Origin of the sequence: Euzebya pacifica, from assembly GCF_003344865.1 — a bacterium.
GTDB lineage: Bacteria > Actinomycetota > Nitriliruptoria > Euzebyales > Euzebyaceae > Euzebya > Euzebya pacifica.
Genome location: NZ_CP031165.1, coordinates 2,309,728 through 2,331,590, shown reverse-complemented (window position 1 = coordinate 2,331,590; position 21,863 = coordinate 2,309,728). Strand labels below are relative to the sequence as shown.

Here is a 21,863-nt window from a genome sequence, read left to right as displayed (position 1 = left end):
GCCCATTCGACGCGTCCGTGGTCGCGGAGGCCGTCGTGACCTGTGAGTCGGTCGTCATGGGTTGCTCCTCTGGCTGTCGACCGCCCCGGAGAGTCCCTCACGGATCCTCACCTGTGCCTCATGGAAACGTGGTTCACCAAGATTGACCATATCCCTGGGTCGGTCCGAAGGTATGGCTACCTGGTCGATGACTGCTCCCGGACGGGCCGACATCACGATGACGCGATCTGACAACAGGACGGCCTCGGAGATCGAATGCGTCACGAACACCACCGTCTTCCGCTCGGCGAGGTGGACCGCCTGAAGGCTCATGTTGAGCTCCTCGCGGGTCATCGCGTCCAGGGCACCGAAGGGTTCGTCCATGAACAACACCTCCGGGTCCGGCAGCAGCGCACGCGCGATGGCGACGCGTTGTTGCATCCCCCCGCTCAACTCGCGGGGATACTTGGTGCCCTGCCCCCCCAACCGAACCAATTCCAGCAGGTCGGGAACCCTGTCCCGCGCCCACGCCATGTCGAGTCCGAGGATCCGGGCCGGCAACATGATGTTCTCCTCCACGGTGTGCCAAGGAAGGAGCGCCGGCCCCTGGAACACCATTCCGTACGTGCCCGGCCGCACCGGGCCTCCCGTCCCGCGGTAGTCCACGGTCCCCACGGTTGGGGAGATCAGCCCAGCGGTGATTTTCATCAGCGTGGTCTTACCGCATCCACTCGGGCCGACGATACTCACGAACTCGCCGGCGGCGACTCCAAAATCAACCCCAGTCAATGCGGTTGTCTCCACACCTGTGGTGCTGCGGTACGTCTTGCCAAGACCGCTGACGCGCACCAGCGCGTCCTGTCCTGTCGGTGATGTCTGGCCGGTCATCGGGTCCCTTCTCACTCGGCGAGTGGGCTCATGGTCCTGCGTCAGCACGTCATTCATCGCACGACTTCCTACGGCAGGTAGGCCTGCCATTCAAGGGTGGCTGCCTGCTCCACGATGGCGTCACGATCGAAATCGTTCGCCTCCTCCAGCAAGCTCGGGTCCCACATCTGCGCGACGAGGCCGTCGAGATCATCGGTCTCGAGATCCCCGTTCGCGATCAGGAACTCCAAGTGGGCCCTGATCTGTTCATCAGTCGTATTGCCCTCCAGGCCGTCCACCGGCTGAATGTTGGCCAGCCTCGCCAGTAGCCCTGGGAGACCTGCCTCAATGACCTCCTCGTCAGACATTCCGGTCGGCTGGTTGTCCGGGAAGACCTGGTACAGCATGGCCACCCCCGCTTCTGGGTTCTCACGCGCGACGACGATGCCCTTGAACAGCCCTCTCATCAGGCCAACGAGGGCGGTGCGGTGTTCCTCGACGACGTCGTCTCGAGCCACCATCACGACATGGAAGCCGATTTCCCCGAAGGCGTCGTTGGTGATGCCGCGCATGTCCTTCTCGCGCTGCACGAGAGCCTGGTGCCCGTCTGAGGCCGCGTAGACGTCGATCTGGCCGGATTCGAGCAGCGCCACGACCTCGGGGCCCGTGCCAGCGGCCACCAGGTCGACGTCGTCCAGACCCAGGCCGACGGTACCCAGGAGTGCCCCGAAGGTCGGCACCGCTCCGGATTCCAGGTTCGGCACACCCACGGTGGTGCCGGCGAGGTCCTCCACCTCCTGAATCGGGCTGTCCTCGGGGACGAATGGCGTCCAGATGTTGCCGTTGACGTAGGACGCAATGATCCTCAGTGGTGAACCCTGCGCGATGGCGGAAGCGGCTTGTGCGGTGGTGGTGATCGTGACGTCGATGTTGCCGGCGTCCAGTGCCTGCACCACCTCACCAGAACCCTGCATCACCGATTGATCAGCGACGACGCCTTCCTCTGCCCAGTAGCCAAGTACCTCTGGGATGGCGACTTGTGCGGTGTTGGTCGGCGTCATGGTCCCGGCCTGGGCATAACGCAAGGTCACCTCCTCGACTAGGGACTCATCGGTGCCGCCATCGGAGGACGCACCGTCATCCACCTCGTCGCCGGAACCGTCACCGCAGGCCCCCGCCAGTAGCGCGAATACCAACATTCCACACCAGATCCACTTGGACTTCATTCGACTCACGCGTCCTTTCAGCTTGGCCCCGGATCTCCGGAGGCCAGGATTAGTTGTCAAATAGCAAGATTGGAAGAGTTCGCGGTGGGGCTACTCCGCGTACCCGACGAGCACTTCGGGGTCAACCGTGACATCAATGAGCACCGGTCCGGTTCGAGCGTCCAGCACCGTGGCCAACGACGCGAGGTCATCGAGGTTCCTCACGTGATGACCTGTACCGCCCAATGCCTTTGCGGTGGACACGAAATCGGGCCAGTCATTGGTGGAAATGGACACCTCATGGCCCTGCCGTTTCAGCGTGTGGTACTCCGCCCCGTAGGTCGAGTCATTGAGGACCATCACGATCAGGTCCAAGTCGTTGCGGACCGCCGTGTGGAACTCCTGCAGGCTCATCATGAAGCCCCCGTCACCCATGATCGCAACGGAAGGACGGTCAGGGGCGGCCACCGCTGCCCCGATCGCCGCCGCCATGCCGAGACCGACGGAACCGAACGCGAGTGGATACAGCAGATGCGACGGGTCCTGCACCCTCATGTACGTCGAGGGGGCGACCATGAACCGACCCGCGTCGATGCTGACGCTCCGTTGATCCGGAAGTGCCCGGTCCAACGCCAGCACAGCGGTGCGCAGATCAACGTGCTCCCCGTCGCTGCAATCGGTGAACTCATCCTCGAATCGATGATCCCGCAAGCGTGCCGCTAGGCCGTCGGAGCGGAACGTGGCCGGCTCGGCACCGAGATCAGTGAGCAAGGCCACCATCTCCTCAGCGACCAACCGAGCATCGCCGATGACCACGGCATCTGGATCATGGTGGCGCGAAACACGTGAGGGGTCCAACTCGATCTGCACCACCCGCTTGCCATCCACCATTGTTCCTCTCGACGTCGTGTCGGGGTTCAGGCTGGCTCCGAAACCCACGATGCAGTCGGCCTCGGCAATCACCGCCGCGCCCGCCTGCGACGACATCGAGCCCATCGTGCCGACATGACATGGATCGTCAGCGAGGAAGCCTCGGCTGAGGAGCGTGGTCGCCGTGGGCGCACCCAATCGTTCCGCGAGCGACCGCAGGGCGGAACCGGCATCAGACCGCACCGCACCCCGCCCGGCCAGCAGGAGCGGACGACGAGCAGTGGCGATGATCCCAAGGGCGCGATCCAACGAGTCCGCGTCGGGCCGGGTCGTGTGTCCGTGGCGGGCCATGACGCGGGCTGGAACTTGTTCCAATCCCTCTGTGCGGCCGTGCTGCACCTCCTCGCTCGCGGCGAGGATGATCGGTCGGCACTCCTCCTTGGCGCGATGCACCGCTTCGGTCACATCGCGTCGGATCGTGTCCAACCCATGAACGAGTTGGTGGCCCGCACCACTGGCCCGGGCGACCAGCGTCTCGTTCAGTGACTGGCGGTGCCAGGCACCAGGTGGAGTGGCGCCGGTCAGGACAACCATCGGCGTACCGTTCCGCGTCGCCTCCGTTAACCCCGTCAACGTGTTGGTGAGCCCCGGCCCGAACGTGGTCGTCGTGCATGCGACGCGACCCGTCGCCCTGCCGTACCCGTCGGCCATCGACACGGCCCCATCCTCCCGGGCGGCGGCAACGAAGTGCACCCCGTGCGTGGCCACCAGCTCCGACAGCATCGCCATGTTGCCGTGGCCGACGACCCCGAAGACCGTGTCCACTCCCTGCTGGAACAGGACTTCGGCGATGAGTGCGTGCCCTAACATTCTGAACCTCTCCTCGTCGTTGACATGCTTCTCACTTGGTGTCCACCACGACGCTGATGGCCGGCGTGGGAGCGTTGCCGCGCAGGGCGTCGAGCGCACCAACCACGTTGTCCAGCGGGAATCGGTGGGTGTGCAAGCGGGAGAACGCTTCGCGTCGGCCGTCCAGGAGCGACACCGCTTGGGTGAACGCCGCGGATCTCGCCGAAAGCCCGGTGCGCAGGCTCAGTCCCCGCCGCACGAGAACGTCGGTATCAACCTGGGTTGGCCGTCCGCTCTTGAGTCCCGCGATCACAAGGCACCCACCATCGGCCGCGACCTCGACAGCGACCCCCAATGAACCCACGTCCATTGGGGTGAGGTCCACGACCACATCGGCCATGTCCCCGCCAGTGACATCCGCCACGATCGGTCGCAGCGCCTCGTTCTGGACATCGACTGCGGCATCGGCCCCCAGTTGGCGGGCGAGCTTCAGTTTGTGCTGGTCGTGGCTGAGTCCCGTGACCACCACGGTCTTGGCCCCGGCAGCCTTGGCCGCCACAACCGACATCAATCCGCGTTGGCCACAGCCGAGCAGCACGACATGGTCGCCCAGACGTGTCCCTGGAGTCTGGACCGACCACTCGACGGCGTTGGCCAATGAGTTCGTCATTACGGCCAGCTCGACGGGAAGGTCGTCCGGAATCGGGTGCATCACACACGACGGATCGAGATACATATGGGTCCCCCAACTCCCCCACAGTCCCGGCGAACGTGACCACGGGATCGTCGAGTAGGCCCCCAGTTCGGACCGCTTCACACACATTCTCCCGTCGCCACCGCAACAGGTGCGGCAGCGACCGCATTGCAGCAACGGCTCAACAACAACTCGATCGCCGAGAGCCACGGGCCAGGTCATCGCTGCCTCCTCGGCCAGTGCCACGACGGATCCAACGGCCTCATGACCGGGCACCAGCGGGTAGCGCCTGGTCCCCGCCTCGTCAAGGAACTGCTCGAGGTCGGTGCCGCACAGCCCGCTGGCCTCGATCCGGAGGAGCCCCCCGACGTCCAGCGGCGGGACATCGACATCCCGCCGTTCAAGGCGTCCAGGGCCCACCTGGATCATGACGGTTGCCCGTGTGTTCATGTCACTCATGCAGCGGGGAGCTTCAGGTCGGCCAGCTTCCGGCGCAGGGGGACCTGCTGCCAGTTCGGCTCGAAGTCCTCCGGCAACTCCAGATCGGGGAGTGCCCGGAGCAGGGCGTTGATGGCGGTTGGGCCGACCAGTCGTGCCAGGCCCGCACCGACGCAGAAGTGGATTCCCTGACCGAATGCCACACTGCCGCCATCGGGTTCGTGCTGGTCGCGGTGCAGGTCGAATTTGTCAGGTTCGGTCCACACAACTGGGTCGCGGTCCGCGGCCGCTTTGATGTTCATGACCCGGTCGCCCGCTCGAAGGTGGCATCCGTGAAAGTCCATGTCCCGGGTCACGATGCGCGCGTTCCCCTGGTTGGGTGCCTCGAACCGCACCGCCTCCGCGTAGGCATCGGCGGCAAGGTTCGGGGAGTCGCGAACCTCGGCGAGCTGGTCAGGGCTTCGCAGCAGCTCCATCACCGCCACTGCGACGGTGTGGATCAAATTCTCATGCCCGGCCGAGAAGAACTTCCGCAGCAGCACGAATAGCTCGAAGTCCCCGAACCCGCCATCCGATCCCACCTCCTCCAGGAGCGAGGCAATGAGCGTGTCGTCGCCGGCCCTTTGACGCTGGTCGGCGTACACGTCCTCGAGGGCGTCACGGAACGCCTGCAACGCCGCGTCGTACGCCAGGGCGTGCTCACGCGTTCCACCCCCGTGGGAGATGAAGGTGAAGAACGCGTCGCTGGTTCGTTGATACACCGGGAGGTGCTCACGGGGGGAACCAAAGATCTCCAGAATGGCCTCATAGGCCACTGGGGTGGCGTAGTCGGCGACCACGTCGATGGACGTTCTCCCCACCACGCGATCCGTCGCCGCTGCACACATTTGCTCCACCCAGTCCCGACGCTCCTCCAGGCGCCGGACTGACAGCGGCCTACTGACCAGCGCGCGGTGCGTTGCGTGAACCTCGGGAGGCGCGACGTTCAGGACCTCAGCTTCTTCCACCGCGACGAGCGTCGGCACTTGGGCCCGGACGTCGGCGCTGAGGGCGTCCATGCTCGAGCCGGCTGTGGTCCCGACCGTGCCAAAGGCCTCATGGTCGCGGTAGACCTCACGGACCAACTCGTGACTGGTGACCAACCAGGTCTGAAGCTCCTCGCTCCACACCACGGGGTGGCGCTCCCGCATCTGGTGGTACACGGGGTAGGGGTCGTTGATTCCCTGAGTCGTGGACAGAACAGCGCCGAAGTCCACCGATCCAGTCGATCGGGGCGTGGTACTCATCCCTGCACCTCTCTGCGCTTCGCGGCGGTCACTGCAGGAAGTCGTCCACGACAAGGCTACGGGCCTGCTCGGCAATTTGATCGGCGTCGAAGTCGTTGGTGTCCTCCAACAAGGAACCATCCCAGAAGCGATCGATGAAGGAGTCCATCGGCTCCTCCAGGGCAGGCATGGTCTCCGCGGCGATCAGCACCTCGAAGTGGCTGCTCATCTGTTCCCGGGTGCCATTGAAGAGCAGACCGTCGACGGGCTGAATGTTTTCTAGGCGGGCCACTAGGCCAGACAGCCCACTGGAGATCAAGTCCTCGTCCGCGACTCCGGTCGGACGGTTCTCCGGCCACTGCTGGTACAGCATGGCCACCCCTGCCTCGGGGTTCTCACGAGCAACAACCACGCCCTTGGCGATGCCTCGCATGAGACCGACGAGGGCCTCGCGCTTCTCCTCCAGCACGTCGCGCCTGGTCGCGAAGATCACGTGGAAGCCCACGTTCTCGAACGTCTCGTTGGTCACTGCTCGCATGTCCATCACTTCTTGCAGCGCGGCCTGGGCGCCGTCATGCTGCGCGTACGCGTCGATGCGGCCGGCACGAAGGAACTCCGATACCTCCCCGGGACTGAATCCCACCGGCACGAAGTCAACGGAGTCACGGTCCAATCCGACCGAGTTGAGCAACGCCACGAACATCGGTACCGAACTCGCCTCGAGCGAGCCAACGCCGATCGTCGAGCCATCGAAGTCGGCCGGCTCCTCAATCGGGCTTTCTGCCGGAACGAACGGCGTGTAGATGTTGCCGACCACGTATGCGCCGATGGCAACCAAGTTGTCGGCCCCCTGGGCAATCGGCGACGCAAGTGACGGGGTGGCCGTAATGGTGACGTCGATGTTGCCCGCGTCCAGGGCCTGGACGCATTCACCGGACCCTGCCAGGATGACCTCCTCGACGGCCAAGTTCTCGTCCTCCCAGAACCCGAGTATCTCCGGAATGGCGGTCTGCGCGGTGTTGGCCGCCTGCATCGTCCCGCAGTTGGCGTAGATCAGCTCGACCGGTTCCGCCTCGGGTTCCTCCGCCACCGGCTCCTCAGCTGCCGCGTCAGCGTCCGCCTCGTCCTCCGACGGGGCCGGGGCCTCGATGGCCGGATCGTCGGACTCGTCGTCACTGGCGACGGACTCCTCCGCATTGCCACAGGCTGACAGCAACATTGCTAGGACCAGCAGCGCAGCTGGCAGTCGTTTGTACGTCTTCTCGCACGTCTGCATTTTCGGCTCCTTATGCCATCTCCGCCGAACGGCGGCGCTCAAGAGTGAGTCAACATCCACCCTGTTTGCTTGTCAACAAATAAGTGGACTATTCCGGCATTCCAGCGGCCAGCCAGTCCGCGAACAGCGCCACCTGTTGATCCGACCACATCAGGTCGCACGGCATGCTGCCGTCCTCGATGCGCTGGAGAATGGAATCGGCGTGCATTACGACGTCGGTATAGGAGTGCAGGTCGAAGAACGCCGACATTGCCGAAACGTCCTTGGCCCGGAACAAGGGCCGGATGTCTGCGCTGAAGGTCGGGGTCAATGGAAAGGCAGGGGCGCGGAGCTAGAGGCCGAGGAACTCTGCGACGTTGTCGTGCAGAACCATTTGCTTGGTGGAGTCCTTGATGTCCAAGGCCAAGAAGTCAGACTTGCAACGCTCCAGCCCGAGGCCGTTGGTGCCGAAGAGCACTTTGTGCCGCCCGCGAGAGCTGTCCATGAACCGCACGAGGTTCTGATCCAAGCTACTCGGGAAGTACGCGGAAATGTCCCCATAGACGTTCGGGTGGCGCCACAGCATTGAGCACCATTCGTCCACCCACGGCCAACCGGTGTGAGAAAGGTTGATCTTGAGGTCAGGGAACTCGATCGCGACGTCGTCAACGAGCATCGGCCGCCCGCCGTTGCTCGGCAGCACTTCCGCGGAGTGGCCGACCTGCAGACCAACGGGAATCCCCAACTCCTGACACTTGGCGTACAGCGGATAGAAGCGCCGGTCGTTGGGCTCCAAGCCGAATGACAAGGGGTGGAACCACACGTAGCGGAAGTCGTGCTCCCTGACCGCCGTCTCAATTTCGGCGAGGCTGTCACTGATCCGAAACGGATCGTAGCTGGCGGCACCGATGATGCGGCCCTTCCCCTCCTCCACCATCTTGGCGACCAAGCTCACCGGGTAGTTCAGGATGAAGTCGCGGTGGTGGTAGGGGGACCACATCTTCGTCGCCGTTATAACGACCTTGTCGTAGCCCAGGCGGTCCATCTCCGACAAAAGGTCTTGGACCGAGTCGTGCCCTTGCAGGGCCGGCGAGTTCCGCAACGTCTCCTGGTCCGGGACCACGCCCTTGAAGACCGTACGGAACGTCGTCCGCGTCATGATCTGGAACTCCTTGTAGTCGAACTTGTCCGCCCAGAGGCTGCGATCCGCCTCGGTCGGGTGGTTCATTATGTCGAGTGCTGCAATATCACCCATTGATATGTCCTTCGTTGTCGTGTCAAGTGAGATATGGATGCGTCCGGGGACCGAGCCGGGCGGTGGAGGAGCCGTTCAGCGAATGAGGTTGGTCGCTTGCCGCCGAAGATCAGCCATGAGCAGCGATGGCTCGGCGGGGGGTGTGCCCAAGCGCAGGGCGGTCGCGAGGCGAAAGTGGCGCTGCGCGGCGTATTCCATGCTGAACCCGTAGCCGCCAAGAACCTGGCAGGTAGCTGCCGCGACACGCTGATAGGCGGGTAAGCAGTGCCGCACGGCGGCGACGGATTGCGGCCGACGATCATCGGCGGGACGAGTTGCCGCGTCCATGACCGAATGCGTCCCGAGCTCGGCGTCAATGGCGGCATCGGCCAGTCGGTGTTGCACCGCTTGAAACGATCCGACGGACCGTCCGAACTGGCGACGCTCCGACACGTACTCAACCGCGTAGTCGAGGGCCGCTCGCATGCCCCCTACGGCAATGGCGCTTCGCAACAACCACAGGAACTCCGTCCCCTGTGCGACCGCTTGTGGGGCCCGCACCATGCTCGGCAACCCCCGCAGGCGCACCCGAGCCACGGGAAACGGGTCCATGGATTGCACCTGCACCGTGTCCACCATGTCCGGTTCGACCACGGCCACCTCACTAGTGGAGGTCGACAGCAATAGCATCGCGTCGGCGGCGGTTGCGAAGCGCACCACGTGGGAAGCCAGCACCGCGGACTCGGGATCAGGGACCACGAGCGGCACCACGAGGCGGGTCCCGTCGCGGACGTCGTCGACCAGCCCCGGCGCGAGGCCAGTCGCGGTCATCACCGTGAGCGCGGCCCCGGACTCCGCCGCCGGCAGCGGCGCCATCGAGCGACCCACTTCCGTGGCCACCAAGACGTCGTCGAGCAGGTCGCCACCTGCCCCATCGTTGCTGCCAAGGCCCACGAATCCCGCAGTCGCGAGTGACTGCCAGAGGGCGGGCATCCACCCCGTTCCGCTTGTCTCAGCGGCGCGCAGGGCGGTCTCGTCGGTCTCGTCATCGACCAGCCTCGCCACCGTGCCCACCAGCATCTGGCGGTCCGGGGACCGATGATCCTCCGTCATGACGACCTCGGCAGACCGAGGCCCCGTTGGGCGATGATGTTGCGCTGGATCTCGTTGGTGCCCGCGGTGACCGTGTACCGCACGGCGTTTCGGTACGCGACCTCCACCTCACCGTCCGCGACGGCCCCCGGTGCGCCCCGTGACAGCAGCGCGTCCGAACCCAACATTTCCATGACGGCGAGCGCCACGCGCTGGACCAACTCGGTGCCGGCGACCTTGGCAATGGATGACATCTTTGTCACGGGTTCTCCCGCCTCTTGTCGACGCGCGACTTCATAGGCCAACGACTCCACCACCAGCACTTGGGACCACAGCTCGGCAGTCCGGTCCCGCTCGACGGCGGAGAACCCGCCGCGTGAACGCGCGGCCAGGAAGCACTGCGAAAGCAACCGCTTGGCCTCCCCGACTCGGGCGGTGCCCGCCCGCTCGAAGTCCAGGGCCGTCATCACCACGTCCCACCCGTGATCGACTGGCCCGACCCGGTCCCGGTCGTCCACCTCGATGCCGTCGAGGAACGTGGCGTTGGTCCGGAAATCACCGAGGGTCCAGATGGGCTCCACGGCGACGTCGGCCATCGGGACCAAGAACATGGTGAGACCACGGTGTCGTGGCGCATCAGGATTGGTTCGGGCGAGACAGAACATGTGATCAGCCACGTGAGCCAAGCTGGTCCAAGTCTTTGCCCCATTGATCACCCAGCCGTCACCAGAGCGCTCAGCGCGGCTTCGCAGCGACGCCAAGTCACTACCGGCTTCGGGTTCGCTGTAGCCCAGGCAAAGCACGGTCTCGCCGCTGATCAGTCGGGGGAGGACTCGGCGCTTGAGTTCCTCAGCCGCGTGGACGATCAGCGTGCTACCGATGATCGCATTGATGTTGGAGGCCAGTACCGGAGCCCCGGCCAGGGCGGCCTCCTCCTGCAGAATCGCTCCAGCCACATGCCCTTGCGCCCGGCCACCGTAGGCCTCGGGCCACTGGAGGCCGATCCATCCCGCCTCGCCCATCTTGCGGTGGAAGCGGGGAACGAACTCCGCGCCGAGCTCGGCCAGTTCCGACCGGACGCTGGCCGAGACTTCGGCCTCAAAGAACGCGATGGCCTCCTGGCGCAGACGCGCGTGAGTTGAGGAGCTCATGTCGTGCCACCTCGTGATCGCAGCGCCGCGAACATCGTGGTGTAGGCCTGTTCAGCCCGCGCCATCGGCGTCCCGATGTAGGCGGGGACGAGAATCGCGCGATCCATGTGTCCCGCGACCGCCGCCAGACGATCGTGGAGTTCGTCTGGTGGACCCGCGATCGCGTAGGTGTCAAGCATTGCATCGGGGACGGCCCGGACCATCGCCTCGTGATCAGCGGCGCGTACGGCGTCCCTGCAGTCATCGGCCGCCGAGCCAAATCCGTCTGCTGCGAGGATGTCGCGATAGGTGCGCGTGCTGGCGTAGTGCGCCAGGGTCCGCTTGGCATCGATTCTGGCGAGGCCGGGGTCCTCCTGCACCGAGCACAGCACGGTAACGGACCTCTCGAAGTCGTCCCGGACGCCCTCCAGCAACGGCGTGACGACGTCCTGCACGTACCGACGGGACCAGAAGATGTGGCCGATCACGCCATCGGCGACCTGCTGCGCCATCCTGATCATTCCCTCCCTAACCGCCGCAACGTGCACTGGGACCTCGCGCGCCGGTGCGGGGTGACGGTTGAAACCGGTGAGGTCAATGCGGTGGTAGTCACCCACGTACGTCTGCGGATCCGGCAGGTGCGTGCGCATCGATGTCCTGGTCGCTTCGACGAACTCGGCCATGCGACGGGCTGGTTTGTCCGGGTAGGCCATACCGTGCCAGTTCTCGATCCCTCGCCGGACTTGTGGCCCCAGTCCGAGCACGAACCGCTGCTCGGCCGCCTCGTCAAGGTCGAGGGCCGCCAAGGCGGTCACCAGTGGGGACCTCACGAATGCCAGCGCGATGGAGGTGCCGATGGTGACCCGCTGCGTTCGACTCGCGATCAGCGAACCAAGCACCCAAGGATTGCGGTGGTACTCACCCACCCACACGGATTCGGCGCCCGCTGCCTCGGCCGACACGCCCAGGTCCACCAGGGCGGACATGGGGAACAAGTGTCCGAAGATGGACACCCCGACCTTGACGCTCACCCGTTGTCCTTCCCACGCGACCGACCGCGGTGTCGGGCCATTCGGAAGTACTCGGGCACCATCTCGTCGCGTCGCTGGAGGGCTTGAGTGAGCCCCTCGTCACGACGGGCCTTCAAGAAGTTCCACTCGTCCTCAGCGAACTGCAGGTTGCTGATCCACCCGTGACCGATCCAACCCGCGAGCGAACCCTCTGGAGCGCCGCGCGCGTCCAGAACCATCTCCATCATCGCCTTGCCCATGGACAGGCCGTCGCTGGGCAGGGTGGTTATGGCGGTGCAGTAGTCCGCGGTCCATTGCTCCAGTTCGTCAACGGGCACGGTCTTGGTCGCCAAGCCACAGGCCTCTGCTTCGTCGGCCCCCACGGGGCGAGCGGTCAACAGCATGTCCTTGGCCTTGGTCACACCGACCTTCTCCACCAAGAGGTTCATGTTGAAGATCGGACCGAGGTAGCGCCACGCGGGATGCACGAAGAATGCGTCATCGGCGGCGATGAGCACATCGCACGACAACGCCATCTGAAGGTGCCCGCCGTAGCAGTACCCATGAACGCTGGCGACGGTCGGCTTCAAGCACCGGCCGATGACCTGCTCGACCCCGAGGTTGCCGAACAACACATCTCGGTCGGGGACCATACGGCGTCGCTGACTGGGACGACGCGGCGACCCGTCCTTTCCCGTGCCGTAGCCGATGTAGTACCCAAGCTCCGAGGCATCTCCCCCGGTTCCGAAGCACGGCCCCTCCCCTCGCAGGACGATGACCCGGACGCGTTCGTCCCGCTCGGCCCGCTTGATCAAGGTGCTGACGTAATCGAAGCCAGCGATCGAGACCGCATTCAGGCGCTCCGGGGCGTTGAACGTGATGGTCGCAATATGACGCTCTTCGTCAACCCCGTACAGGATCTCGCCCTCGCGCACTACGCTTCGGAACTCCTGATACTCCCAGGTGTGGATTTCGGCTCTGTCGTCCTTCATGGCTCCTCCAGGTCAGTTTCCGTTGAACAATGGGCGGCGCTTCTCGAGGAAGGCGCTCATGCCCTCCGCGCGGTCCTTGGTGCCGAAGGCCGCAGCGGTCGACATCAACTCGATCTCGGCCGCGGCCATGGCATCCGTGCGAGCGTTGGTGTTCAGGGCGCTCTTTGCCATTCGGACGATGGCGGGAGGCAGCGACGCAAACCTCTCGGAGAACGCCACCGCCGCGGCGGCCACCCCCACCCCGGAATCGATGACGTCGGTGGCGAGCCCCATCTCCTTGGCCCTCACGGCCGAAACGGGTTCGGCGGTGAGCACCATTTGTTTCGCATGTGGGAGGCCGATCAACGACACGAGCCGTGACATCCCACCCCCGGCCGGGAGTGCGCCAACCTTCAGCTCGGGGAGTCCGATCTTGGCATCCTGGTCCATGAGTCGGAAGTCACAGGCCGCTGCCAGCTCACAACCCCCGCCAAGCGCTATGCCGTGCACCGCCGCAACCGTGGGCAACGGCGATCCCGCGACCGCGTCGAAGACCCGGCGCATTCGCCGCAGGAACTCGACCGCGGCCGCGACTCCGTCCACTTGACGGGCCTCCGCGAGATCTGCGCCCGCGCAGAATGAGCGCCCCTTGCCGGCCAATACGACTGCATGAGTCGTGTCGTCCGCGGCGAGATCCTCCATGGCCTCGACGAGATCGTCGGCAAGCTGGTAGCTGATCGCATTGTGCACCTCGGGACGGTTCAGCCACACCACCGCGGTGGACCCTTGTCGCTCGAGGCTGATCGTCACGGCGGTCATTGAGATACCTGACATTCACATGGCCGCCAACAGGCGGGCCACTCTGGCGAGAACGTGGTGCGGGGCCTCACGACATCGTCAGCCCACCAGAGACACTCAGCGTCTGGCCGGTAATGAACCCGGCCTCCTCCGAGGCGAGGAAGGCGACGGCGTGCGCGACCTCTTCGGGACGACCCATGCGACCCAACGGAATCGACCGCTCCAACGCCTTGAGCAGTCGCTCGTTGTCAGCCACCTGCTCCATAACCAACGGGGTCTCGGTCGGCCCCGGGCAGACCACGTTGACCCCAACGCCATCTCGCGCGACCTCTCGGGCGACGGTCTTGCTGAACGCGATCACGGCACCCTTTGCCCCCGAGTACACCGCCTCGCCCTTCGATCCCACGCGACCAGCGTCGGAACCGACGTTCACGATCCGACCCGAGCCCCTCTCCAGCATCCCCGGAAGGGCGCTGTGTGTGGTGTGGATGACCCCGAGGTAATTGATGGCGATGACCTTCTGCCACGTCGCCGGTTCCGAGCGCACGAATGGCTCGAGTTGATCCCAACCGGCGTTGTTGACCAGTACGTCGAGCCCGCCCTCGGCCTCCGCCACTGTCGCGATCGCGTCCTTGACCGCCTCCAGATCGGTGACGTCCAGGGTCACGGCCTTGGCCTTGAGTCCGTCGGCCAGGATGTGCTTGGCCGTCTGCTTCGCCGTGGCCTCATCCATGTCTGCGGCGTACACCGTGGCACCGTCTTGGGCCAAACGCATTGCTATGGCCTCCCCGATCCCCCGCCCCGCCCCGGTCACGAATGCGACTTTGCCATCGAGCTTCATTGATTGTCCTCCTGGTTTGGAACATCCGAACTTTTGTTCGCTGCCGACGAGAGCGCCATATCTCGGACGCTCTTCCGCTTGATCTTCTGTGAATGGGTCTGGGGAAGACCCTCAACCACGGTCACGCCTCGGACCGCCTTGTAGTGGGCCAAGTTCTCCCGGGTATAGGCCACCAAGGCCTCCGCGGAGACGCTGCGGCCCTCCAGAGGGACCACAAAGGCGTGGGGCACTTCGCCAAGTCGTTCGTCGGGGATCCCGACCACGACCACCTCGGACACATCCGGGTGGTCCAGCAAAACATTCTCGATCTCAGCCGGATAGACATTGAAGCCGCCAACCAGCAGCATTTCCCGCTTCCGATCGACGACGAAGAGGTACCCATCGGCGTCGAGGTAGCCGAGGTCGCCGGTGAACAGCCAACCGTCGGGGTCGACCGCGCCCCCATCCCGAGCTTCCGCACCGATGTACATCGACATTGTGTGGTCCGAGCGCACCACGATCTCCCCGATTTCGTCCGGGGCCTGCGCCACGCCGTCGTCGCTGAGGATCCGAAGCTCGACCCCGGCATAGGGCCGCCCGACGGATCCGGGCCGCCATGTGCCGCTGGTCAACTCCTCGCGTGTCCACCCGGCGACGTGCAGCGCCTCGGTCTGCCCATAGTTCTGAATGATGGGGATCCCGAACCGCGCCTCGAAACGGCTCTTCACCGAGGGCGGCAGCGGAGCGCCGGAGGACTGCACCATGCGCACGCCGGGGAGCTCGATCTCGGGGGCGTGCAGCAGCATCTGCAGCATCGTGGGCGTGGCGACCACAGTGTCCACCCCGTGGCGTTCAACCGCCATGAGGAAGTCGTCCAGACGGAACTTGCGCAGCACGACGGCGTGTCGTCCGGCGTAGTGCGCGAAGATCAGCGAACAGAGTCCGCCCGTGTGGGAGAGCGGGAGGGCGACCAACGTCGGAGGCCTGTCACCGGCCTTGATGTCGTAGGGACCCGGCCGCCCCTTCAGGGCGGCACCGATCGCCGCGTTCGCCTTGTCGAGGGACCCATGGCTGAGGACCGCCCCCTTGGGACGGCCGGTCGTCCCGGAGGTGAATATGACCACCGCGGGATCCTCGGGGGCAACCGGCTCCGGCTCGACCATGCCGCCGGCCGGTGGGAGCGCCTCCGCCCCAGTGGGCGGCATACCAGGACCGTAGGCGAAGGTCCGACCCTCGGGTCCGGCTTCCCGCGCGACCTCGTACTGGTCAGGGTGCACCAACACCAGGGAGACCTGCGCGTCCTCAATGGCGAAGCGCAGTTCACGAGCCGTTTGGGTGTGGTTCATCGGGACCGCCGTGGCGCCGCGCCACCAGCACGCGTACAGCGCCACGATCATGTTCAGCCCATTGGGAAGGACCAGCCCCACGGCGTGACCTGACTCCACGCCGACGCCCGCCAGCCTCGCCGCCATCGCCGATACCCGCTCCCGCAGCTGGGCATAGGTGAGGGTTTGGTCATCGAAGGACACCGCTGGCGCGACCGAGCGGATCTCTGGGTCTCCTCGGTCGATCAGCGCCGCCGTTCCGCCTGCGCGTCTCACGATTCCAGGCCCTCCCTCAATCGGTGATCTTCTGTTTGCCAACAAACAAATTTGCTTGTCAACAAACAACCTAGCAATCTTCTGCCCACTGTCAAGGTCGCGTTGTCGTGGAGAGCGATTACTGGCCGTGACCGGCCGATCCCAGGCTGTGGGCGGGCGTCGAATGATCCCGTGGCATCCGCACGGCTCATGGCGTTGAGCACGAACCGTTCCGCGGGTCGCCCCCTTACCTTCTTGTTGAGCCGGCCGCAGGGTTTGGCTCGGGAGTGTCCGGCGGTGCCCGGCCGGCTGGTGTGGGCCAAGGCAGGCCGATCGGAGGCGACCGTGGAGGCGTTCTTCGATGCCTTGGTGACGAACGTGCAGGTCAGATCAAGGTCGCGGATGCTGGACAAGTGGCTGGCGTGGGCGCAGCGCTGCCGCATCGAGGCGTTCGTCAAGCTGGGCCAAAGATCAAGCGACACCGTGCGCCGAGATCCGGAACGCCCGCCGCCTGAAGCTCTCCAACGCAATCGTGGAGAGCACCAACACCAAGCTGCGCGTGATCCACCGCCGCGCGTTCGGGTTCCGCACCCCCGAGGCGATGATCGCGATCGCCATGCTCACCCTCGGCGGACTGTGCCCGCCCCTACCCGGCCGTCACGTCAGCACCCACGAATCCTCTTGATGACCCAGAAATCTTCTGGCCACCAGCGGGGAGAGCTCTTGACCGCCCACAGGGCGCTTCTGGTGGACATTGACAGCACGGGAGTGCGTGTCGGCTCGCAAATGACAAGACAGCCGATACGATGACACCTCGGTGCAGTAGCCCCACACGGGATTCTGGCTCAAGGATTATGAGTGGCGACCAATCGAACGAAACCTGCACGCCGCGACCTGGACGCTCGACGCGACGCGATCATCAGCGCGGCAGCGGAGCTGTTCAGCCGCAAGGGGTTCCGGGAAACGACCCTGGATGACATCATGGGGGCCCTGGGGGTCAGCGGGGCGGCCTACTACTACTACTACGACAAGAAGGAGGACGTGCTCGAGGCGATCCTCGACCACGCATTGGCCCGGGTGGAGGACAGGTTCGACGCCGTCATGTCCAGCGACATGTCGTCAGGACAGCGCGTCGCCGCGGTTCTGCGGGCCCACGCACTAGTGATCGCCAACAACGCCGCGGCGGCCTCGGTGCTATTCAATGAGATTGCCAGGGCGCGCCCCGGCTACGCCAAGCAAATCCGCAGCCGCATGCGGGCATATACCGATCGACTCGTCGAACTCTACCGCGAAGGCATCCAAACGGGTGAGTTGGTCGACGAGGACCCGGTGCTGGCGGTGTACTGCATGCTGGGGCAGGCCAACTGGATCGCGCAGTGGTACCCGTCGATGCATCAAGCCGATCCCGACCGCGTCGCTGACATCGTATCGGCGTCGGCGTTTCGGTCCTTCGCCGTTCGCGATATGATGCACAAGGGCTGAGGCCGAAATAAGATCTGAGACGGCCGGCGCCCTAGGTGTGCTTTGCTCGGGACGTTGTTGACAAGTGACATGGGTGTGCCTCCGTTGTGAGCGTAGTGGCCGCGGTGGTGGTTGTAGTCGTGGACGAAGCGGGCGAGGTCGTCCAGGCGTGCCTGGTTTGACAGGTAGTCGCGGGCGTAGGCCCACTCCTCTTTGAGGGTTCGGTTGAATCGCTCGACCTTGCCGTTGGTCTGGGGCCGGTAGGGCCGTGTCCGCTTGTGGGCGACCCCGGCCTCGGCGAGGGCGTTGGCAAGATGTGGGAGCGGTAGCAGGACCCGTTGTCGGTCATCACCCGCTGGGTGTGGATGCCGTGCTCGGCGAACCAGGCGATCGCACGGGTGATGAAGGCCGCAGCGGTCTCCTTGCGTTCGTCGCGGTGGGCCTCGGCGTAGGCGATCCGTGAGCGGTCGTCCACGGCGATGTGCAGGTAGTCATAGCCCAACCGCGGCCGGCCATCGCGCGGTCCGTCGGGCCGTTGATCACGCAGCCGCGGGGTGCCGGCTGCTCTGCCGTGGATCCGCCAGCCGCCCCCGTCGGGGATGCGACCCTGCTTCTTGGCATCGACATGGATCAGCTCGCCCGGTTCGTCTCGCTGGTAGCGCACCACGGTTCGGGTGGCCCGGTCGATATCGGGGTCTACGCCGCTAAGCGTGGTTGACGCTTCCTGAGGCGTGCAGCCGGGTCATCGTGCCAGTCCACGCCGCAGTGCAACAGCAGGCGCAGCCTGTAGTTGTCGAAGTTTCGGAACCCATGGCCGACGCGGAGGACCTTCTTGATGATCAGGTTGCAGGCCTCGGTGGGGCCGTTGGAGGCGCCGCCGGTGGTGTGGAACGCCAAGATCTCGGCCCTCCCAGCGGCAGTAGGTGCCGGCCAGTCGGACGGCTTCGGGCACACCACTGTCGGCGGCCCACTGGTACGGTCGGCCAGCGCCTCGCGGGCGTCATGCAACGTCGGGGCGTTGTAGACGTCATGGGCCAGTTCCTTGACCGCCCAGGCGTCATAGACCTCCCGTCGGGATCGGCGAAGTCCCAGGCGGCTTCCAGCCGGGTCCACTGCAGATCCACGAGGGTGTCAGCGATCTGCAGCAGGGTGCGGCGGATCCGGTACAGCGGATCGTGCTTGCGGCCACGGTGGCCGGTGGTCTCCTGCTGGACCCGGCGGCGGACGTCGTCCACGGCACGGTTGGCCAGCCGGATGGCGTGGAAGCGGTCCACCACCAACGTGGCGTGCCCGAGGTGCTGCCCGATGGCGTTGGCGTAGCCGCGGTGGGGGTCCAGCGCGACCACGCCGATCGCGGCCTTCCAGTCGTCGGGCCGCTCCTCGAGCCAGTCGCCCAGCGCGGCGGCGGTGCGGCCCTGCACCACGTCCAGCAGCCGGCCGGTGGCGGTGTCGACCATGCCGGAGACGTAGCTGGTGTGCCGCACCCGACGGGCCCGCAGGAACGCGGTCTCATCCACCCCCAGCTGGCGGACACCGTCCAGCCGGGCGGGGTCGTCGACCAGCGGTTGGCCATGCTCGCGGACGGCCCGCATGACGGTGTGCCAGCCACACCCCAGATCACGGGCGACCGCCGCGACCGTCTCGTTGTCCCGGCCGACCCGTCGGCAGGCCCACACCGCCGCCCGGACCGTCATCGACGCCCGCGACGGGATCGCACCGTGCGCTTCGGTCCAGGTCGCGGTCGGGCAGGCCGCCTCGGGGCACCGCCCCAGATCCGCTTGGACCAGCGGACGCGGCCGCGGCGGCCACACACCGGCACGTCACGCACCACGACCTCGCGGCGGCCGTGCCCGATCGCTCGCACCCCACAGTCGCCGCAACCCACCAGGCCAGGGTCGGTCTGCACCGTGGTCTCGATCTCCCCGTGGATCTCGGTCACCGCGAGCACCACGAAGCCGGGCATCCCCAGCATCGCGGCCGCGGCAGCGTTAGCCTGCGTCACCTGAAGCCTCCTGTTGAACTTGCTGCCGTCGAACAGCTGCAAGTCTCGGGAGGCTTCAGCCCGTCACGGGTGAACCATCACCGGCCGAACCACGCTTCATGGCGAAGAGCCCGATATCGGCCAGTCGGGGCTGGTCGTTGCGGCGCAGGACCCGGTTGACCGTCGATGGGGCCTCTCCCAGTTCCCAGCCGATGCGATGGGGGCCCTGCAGGGTCTGCCGGCGGCACCGGACGATGGCGATCTCGCGGCCCACATCGATGCGGTTGGCCAGGTGGTGGGGACGCGAGGACCGATCGGCAAGACCGGCATCGCCTTCCTCCCGGAATCGCCGCAGCCATTTGTAGGCGGTAGCCCGCGAAACACCCATCGCTTCGGCAGCCCTGGCGGCTGGCCAGCCCAGCTCCTCGACCCGATGGACCAGCAAGCGACGGCCCTCAATGGTCAAACGGGCTCGACGATGACTACGATGTTGCACGAGGGCCTCCCTTACCGTTACTTAGAACCTGACAGTTGGGGAGGCTCTCATGCTGTCTACAACCTGTCGGGGAACTACACCTAGGTATCGAGGAGAATACGCAGGTGGCGTGGACACCTGCGCGGTTGCAGCCCCCGGACGCGTTAGCCCGGAATCAAGAAGTCAAGCACCGCCTGATCGAACGGCTCCGGGTCCTCCCACTGCGGCCAGTGGGCTGTGTCATCGATCACGACGAGGCTGGCGTCAGGAGTCAGCTCGGCCGCTCTGGCCGCGCTCCGAACCGAGGACCCTGGGTTGTACTCGCCCCACAGGTACAACGTGGGCACGCTGATCGCCTTGAGACGTTCCTCGGTGAGGCTGTACTCCGCACGCGCTGGTGAATCGTAGGGGAGCATGTGGTGCAGTCGTGCCACGACCTCCTTCATCTCAGGGCGCTCGTACAGCCATAGCCGGAGGTCGACGAGCTCGTCGGTGCAGTCGTTGGGATCGTGGAACAGCAGTTCGAGCCGCTTGCGGACGTTCTCCCGCGTCAACTCCTTCAACGATTGGCTCTTGCTGACCATGTTGCGCCGCTCCTCTGCCTCTTGAGGGTCCTCCCCCTCGGGCCAGCGGAAGACGCCACCGGTGCAGTTGATCAGCTTGTCGATCCGCTCCGGGGACTCCAGTGCCAGCCATGACGCCACCCAACCCCCAAGTGATTCGCCCAGGAAGTGCGCAGTCTGGACGCCCATACCGTCCATCAGGTTTCGGAGGTGCGTGGTGTAGTCAGTGATGACATACGGGATGTCGGGCTTGGCGGTCAGTCCGTGCCCGATCATGTCGACAGAGACGACGTGGAAGTGCTGGCCGAGTCGATGCATGTTGCGGGCGAAGGCCTCCACATGTCCACCCGTCCCATGAAGAAGAAACAGCACCGGACCGTCACCGGTCTCCAGAGTGCGCGTCCGGACACCGCCGGCGTCACGATAGCGAACCTCGCATCCAACGGTCTCGTTCCAGAGCGTCGCGGTCTTCGGCATTCAGGTCTCCTTGGTCGGGTGGCAGACCCAGATTCGGTTCTTCGCCATCAGCGATCAACGGCGGGATTCCGTCCAGTGAAATGGTGGTCGTGCGGGGGACCCAGTCGCATGCCTGGCGAGACCGGCTGAACGCCGCGCTCACGCCATGCCCGGGTGGCCACCGACACAATCCCGCCGCCAGATCACCCGTCGGTGGATTCAGGCTTAGGGCGGCCCGGTCCCGTCGGCGGCGATCGTGAGCCCTTTGACGAGTGAGTCCGCGATCCCCTGCAGGACCGCCCGGGTGGCCGCGTTGTCGTGAAGGGGGGGAGTAAGTGCCAGCGACAGGCCGGCCCGAACCGCCCATTCGGCCATGATGTCGGCGCGGTCGGCCGCCGTCGCGTGGAGATCGACCAGGAATGGCAGCAGACGTGACATGGCGCGTCGGATCAACGGCTCGGCATGGGTCGTCAGGAGAGGGAGGGTGGCGCCCGGCTCGCGCTGGAGCAGCCCTTGGAAGACGGTGTTGTCCCTGGCGTAGTCGGCGGTGAACGTCAATGCCGCGGTGAGGCGTGTCGCGAGGGGCTCCTCGGTTTCCATCAGGGGGCGGATGGCGGCGAAGAAGCGGTCGGCTTCCCACGCGATCAGGGCGCCGGCGATCGCGTCGCTGTCCCCCAGGTGCTTGTAGACGGTCGGCCGCGACACCCCGGCTTCGGTGGCGACGCCGGCCACCGTCAAGCCCCGCAGGCCGGTGACGCCCACCTGTCGTCCCGCCGCCGCTAACAGCTCTCGCCGTATGTCCGTCACCCCGTTGATCCTACGGGGACGCCCGGACTGGCAATGCGCGCTGCCGCGGCCACCCCTTTTGTG

At 65.6% G+C, this 21,863-nt stretch carries 22 protein-coding genes and 2 pseudogenes; 2 read left to right on the top strand and 22 right to left on the bottom strand.

The genetic code is table 11. From position 1 onward, the window contains the following. Window positions 1-54: 54 nt before the first annotated feature. The 15 genes from DVS28_RS09755 to DVS28_RS09685 all read right to left on the bottom strand — a co-directional run bounded on the left by DVS28_RS09755 (window position 55) and on the right by DVS28_RS09685 (window position 16,078). Complete coding sequence (locus DVS28_RS09755; RefSeq protein ID WP_164710306.1) at window positions 55-924, bottom strand: ABC transporter ATP-binding protein; 870 nt, start codon at window positions 922-924, stop codon at window positions 55-57. 11 nt (window positions 925-935) lie between these two features. After that, complete coding sequence (locus DVS28_RS09750) at window positions 936-2,072, bottom strand: ABC transporter substrate-binding protein (RefSeq protein ID WP_114591272.1); 1,137 nt, start codon at window positions 2,070-2,072, stop codon at window positions 936-938. A gap of 90 nt (window positions 2,073-2,162) precedes the next feature. Continuing rightward, window positions 2,163-3,791, bottom strand: coding sequence for a thiamine pyrophosphate-binding protein (locus tag DVS28_RS09745; RefSeq protein ID WP_114591271.1), 1,629 nt, complete (start codon window positions 3,789-3,791; stop codon window positions 2,163-2,165). 31 nt (window positions 3,792-3,822) lie between these two features. Continuing rightward, entirely contained in the window at window positions 3,823-4,923 is a 1,101-nt protein-coding gene (locus DVS28_RS09740) for a zinc-dependent alcohol dehydrogenase (RefSeq protein WP_114591270.1), read from the bottom strand. After that, window positions 4,920-6,188, bottom strand: coding sequence for a cytochrome P450 (locus tag DVS28_RS09735; protein ID WP_164710303.1), 1,269 nt, complete (start codon window positions 6,186-6,188; stop codon window positions 4,920-4,922). Before DVS28_RS09735 ends, DVS28_RS09740 begins: the two co-directional genes overlap by 4 nt. Window positions 6,189-6,216: 28 nt before the next feature. Further along, on the bottom strand, window positions 6,217-7,386 hold the full coding sequence (locus DVS28_RS09730) for an ABC transporter substrate-binding protein (RefSeq protein ID WP_114591269.1): 1,170 nt from the start codon (window positions 7,384-7,386) through the stop codon (window positions 6,217-6,219). Window positions 7,387-7,531: 145 nt separating this feature from the next. Next, entirely contained in the window at window positions 7,532-7,753 is a 222-nt protein-coding gene (locus DVS28_RS09725) for a hypothetical protein (protein ID WP_114591268.1), read from the bottom strand. A gap of 21 nt (window positions 7,754-7,774) precedes the next feature. Continuing rightward, window positions 7,775-8,677: an amidohydrolase family protein gene (locus DVS28_RS09720; RefSeq protein ID WP_114591267.1), complete on the bottom strand. Its 903-nt coding sequence runs from the start codon at window positions 8,675-8,677 to the stop codon at window positions 7,775-7,777. A 75-nt stretch (window positions 8,678-8,752) separates the two neighbouring features. Next, a complete protein-coding gene (locus DVS28_RS09715; RefSeq protein ID WP_114591266.1) occupies window positions 8,753-9,769 on the bottom strand; it encodes an acyl-CoA dehydrogenase family protein in 1,017 nt (338 codons plus the stop codon). After that, window positions 9,766-10,899: an acyl-CoA dehydrogenase family protein gene (locus DVS28_RS09710; protein ID WP_114591265.1), complete on the bottom strand. Its 1,134-nt coding sequence runs from the start codon at window positions 10,897-10,899 to the stop codon at window positions 9,766-9,768. Before DVS28_RS09710 ends, DVS28_RS09715 begins: the two co-directional genes overlap by 4 nt. Next, window positions 10,896-11,909, bottom strand: coding sequence for an LLM class flavin-dependent oxidoreductase (locus DVS28_RS09705; RefSeq protein ID WP_114591264.1), 1,014 nt, complete (start codon window positions 11,907-11,909; stop codon window positions 10,896-10,898). Before DVS28_RS09705 ends, DVS28_RS09710 begins: the two co-directional genes overlap by 4 nt. Continuing rightward, window positions 11,906-12,880, bottom strand: coding sequence for an enoyl-CoA hydratase/isomerase family protein (locus DVS28_RS09700; protein ID WP_114591263.1), 975 nt, complete (start codon window positions 12,878-12,880; stop codon window positions 11,906-11,908). The genes DVS28_RS09705 and DVS28_RS09700 overlap by 4 nt, the downstream gene beginning before the upstream one ends. A 12-nt stretch (window positions 12,881-12,892) precedes the next feature. Next, on the bottom strand, window positions 12,893-13,669 hold the full coding sequence (locus DVS28_RS09695) for an enoyl-CoA hydratase/isomerase family protein (RefSeq protein ID WP_216826516.1): 777 nt from the start codon (window positions 13,667-13,669) through the stop codon (window positions 12,893-12,895). A 76-nt stretch (window positions 13,670-13,745) separates the two neighbouring features. Continuing rightward, window positions 13,746-14,498 (bottom strand): SDR family NAD(P)-dependent oxidoreductase, encoded by a 753-nt coding sequence (locus tag DVS28_RS09690; protein WP_114591261.1) that lies wholly within the window; start codon window positions 14,496-14,498, stop codon window positions 13,746-13,748. Beyond that, complete coding sequence (locus DVS28_RS09685; RefSeq protein ID WP_164710297.1) at window positions 14,495-16,078, bottom strand: class I adenylate-forming enzyme family protein; 1,584 nt, start codon at window positions 16,076-16,078, stop codon at window positions 14,495-14,497. The genes DVS28_RS09690 and DVS28_RS09685 overlap by 4 nt, the downstream gene beginning before the upstream one ends. Before the next feature lie 472 nt (window positions 16,079-16,550). On the opposite strand from DVS28_RS09685, the gene DVS28_RS09680 reads away from it, so the two are divergent. Together DVS28_RS09680 and DVS28_RS09675 are read left to right on the top strand one after the other, a co-directional pair. Then, window positions 16,551-16,742 carry a transposase gene (locus DVS28_RS09680; RefSeq protein ID WP_114591259.1) on the top strand — a complete coding sequence of 64 codons (192 nt, stop codon included), beginning with the start codon at window positions 16,551-16,553 and terminating at the stop codon, window positions 16,740-16,742. Between the two features lie 173 nt (window positions 16,743-16,915). Beyond that, window positions 16,916-17,539: a TetR/AcrR family transcriptional regulator gene (locus tag DVS28_RS09675; protein WP_114591258.1), complete on the top strand. Its 624-nt coding sequence runs from the start codon at window positions 16,916-16,918 to the stop codon at window positions 17,537-17,539. A 50-nt stretch (window positions 17,540-17,589) separates the two neighbouring features. On the opposite strand, the pseudogene DVS28_RS09665 reads toward DVS28_RS09675, so the two are convergent. The 7 genes and pseudogenes from DVS28_RS09665 to DVS28_RS09635 all read right to left on the bottom strand — a co-directional run. Continuing rightward, window positions 17,590-18,179: pseudogene (locus DVS28_RS09665) on the bottom strand (integrase core domain-containing protein); the annotation flags it as partial. A gap of 35 nt (window positions 18,180-18,214) precedes the next feature. After that, entirely contained in the window at window positions 18,215-18,631 is a 417-nt protein-coding gene (locus DVS28_RS30225; protein WP_114594101.1) for a transposase, read from the bottom strand. Then, window positions 18,622-19,212, bottom strand: a pseudogene (locus DVS28_RS09655) (ISL3 family transposase); the annotation flags it as partial. The pseudogene DVS28_RS09655 and the gene DVS28_RS30225, both read right to left, overlap by 10 nt. After that, a complete protein-coding gene (locus DVS28_RS09650) occupies window positions 19,209-19,562 on the bottom strand; it encodes a transposase family protein (protein WP_114591255.1) in 354 nt (117 codons plus the stop codon). The gene DVS28_RS09650 and the pseudogene DVS28_RS09655, both read right to left, overlap by 4 nt. A 13-nt stretch (window positions 19,563-19,575) precedes the next feature. After that, the gene (locus tag DVS28_RS09645) at window positions 19,576-19,995 is read right to left on the bottom strand and encodes a leucine zipper domain-containing protein (RefSeq protein WP_114591254.1); all 420 of its coding nucleotides are present in this window, start codon (window positions 19,993-19,995) and stop codon (window positions 19,576-19,578) included. A 143-nt stretch (window positions 19,996-20,138) separates the two neighbouring features. Next, window positions 20,139-21,014, bottom strand: coding sequence for an alpha/beta fold hydrolase (locus tag DVS28_RS09640; RefSeq protein ID WP_114591253.1), 876 nt, complete (start codon window positions 21,012-21,014; stop codon window positions 20,139-20,141). A 204-nt stretch (window positions 21,015-21,218) separates the two neighbouring features. Beyond that, on the bottom strand, window positions 21,219-21,800 hold the full coding sequence (locus DVS28_RS09635) for a TetR/AcrR family transcriptional regulator (RefSeq protein WP_164710292.1): 582 nt from the start codon (window positions 21,798-21,800) through the stop codon (window positions 21,219-21,221). Between the last annotated feature and the right edge of the window lie 63 nt (window positions 21,801-21,863).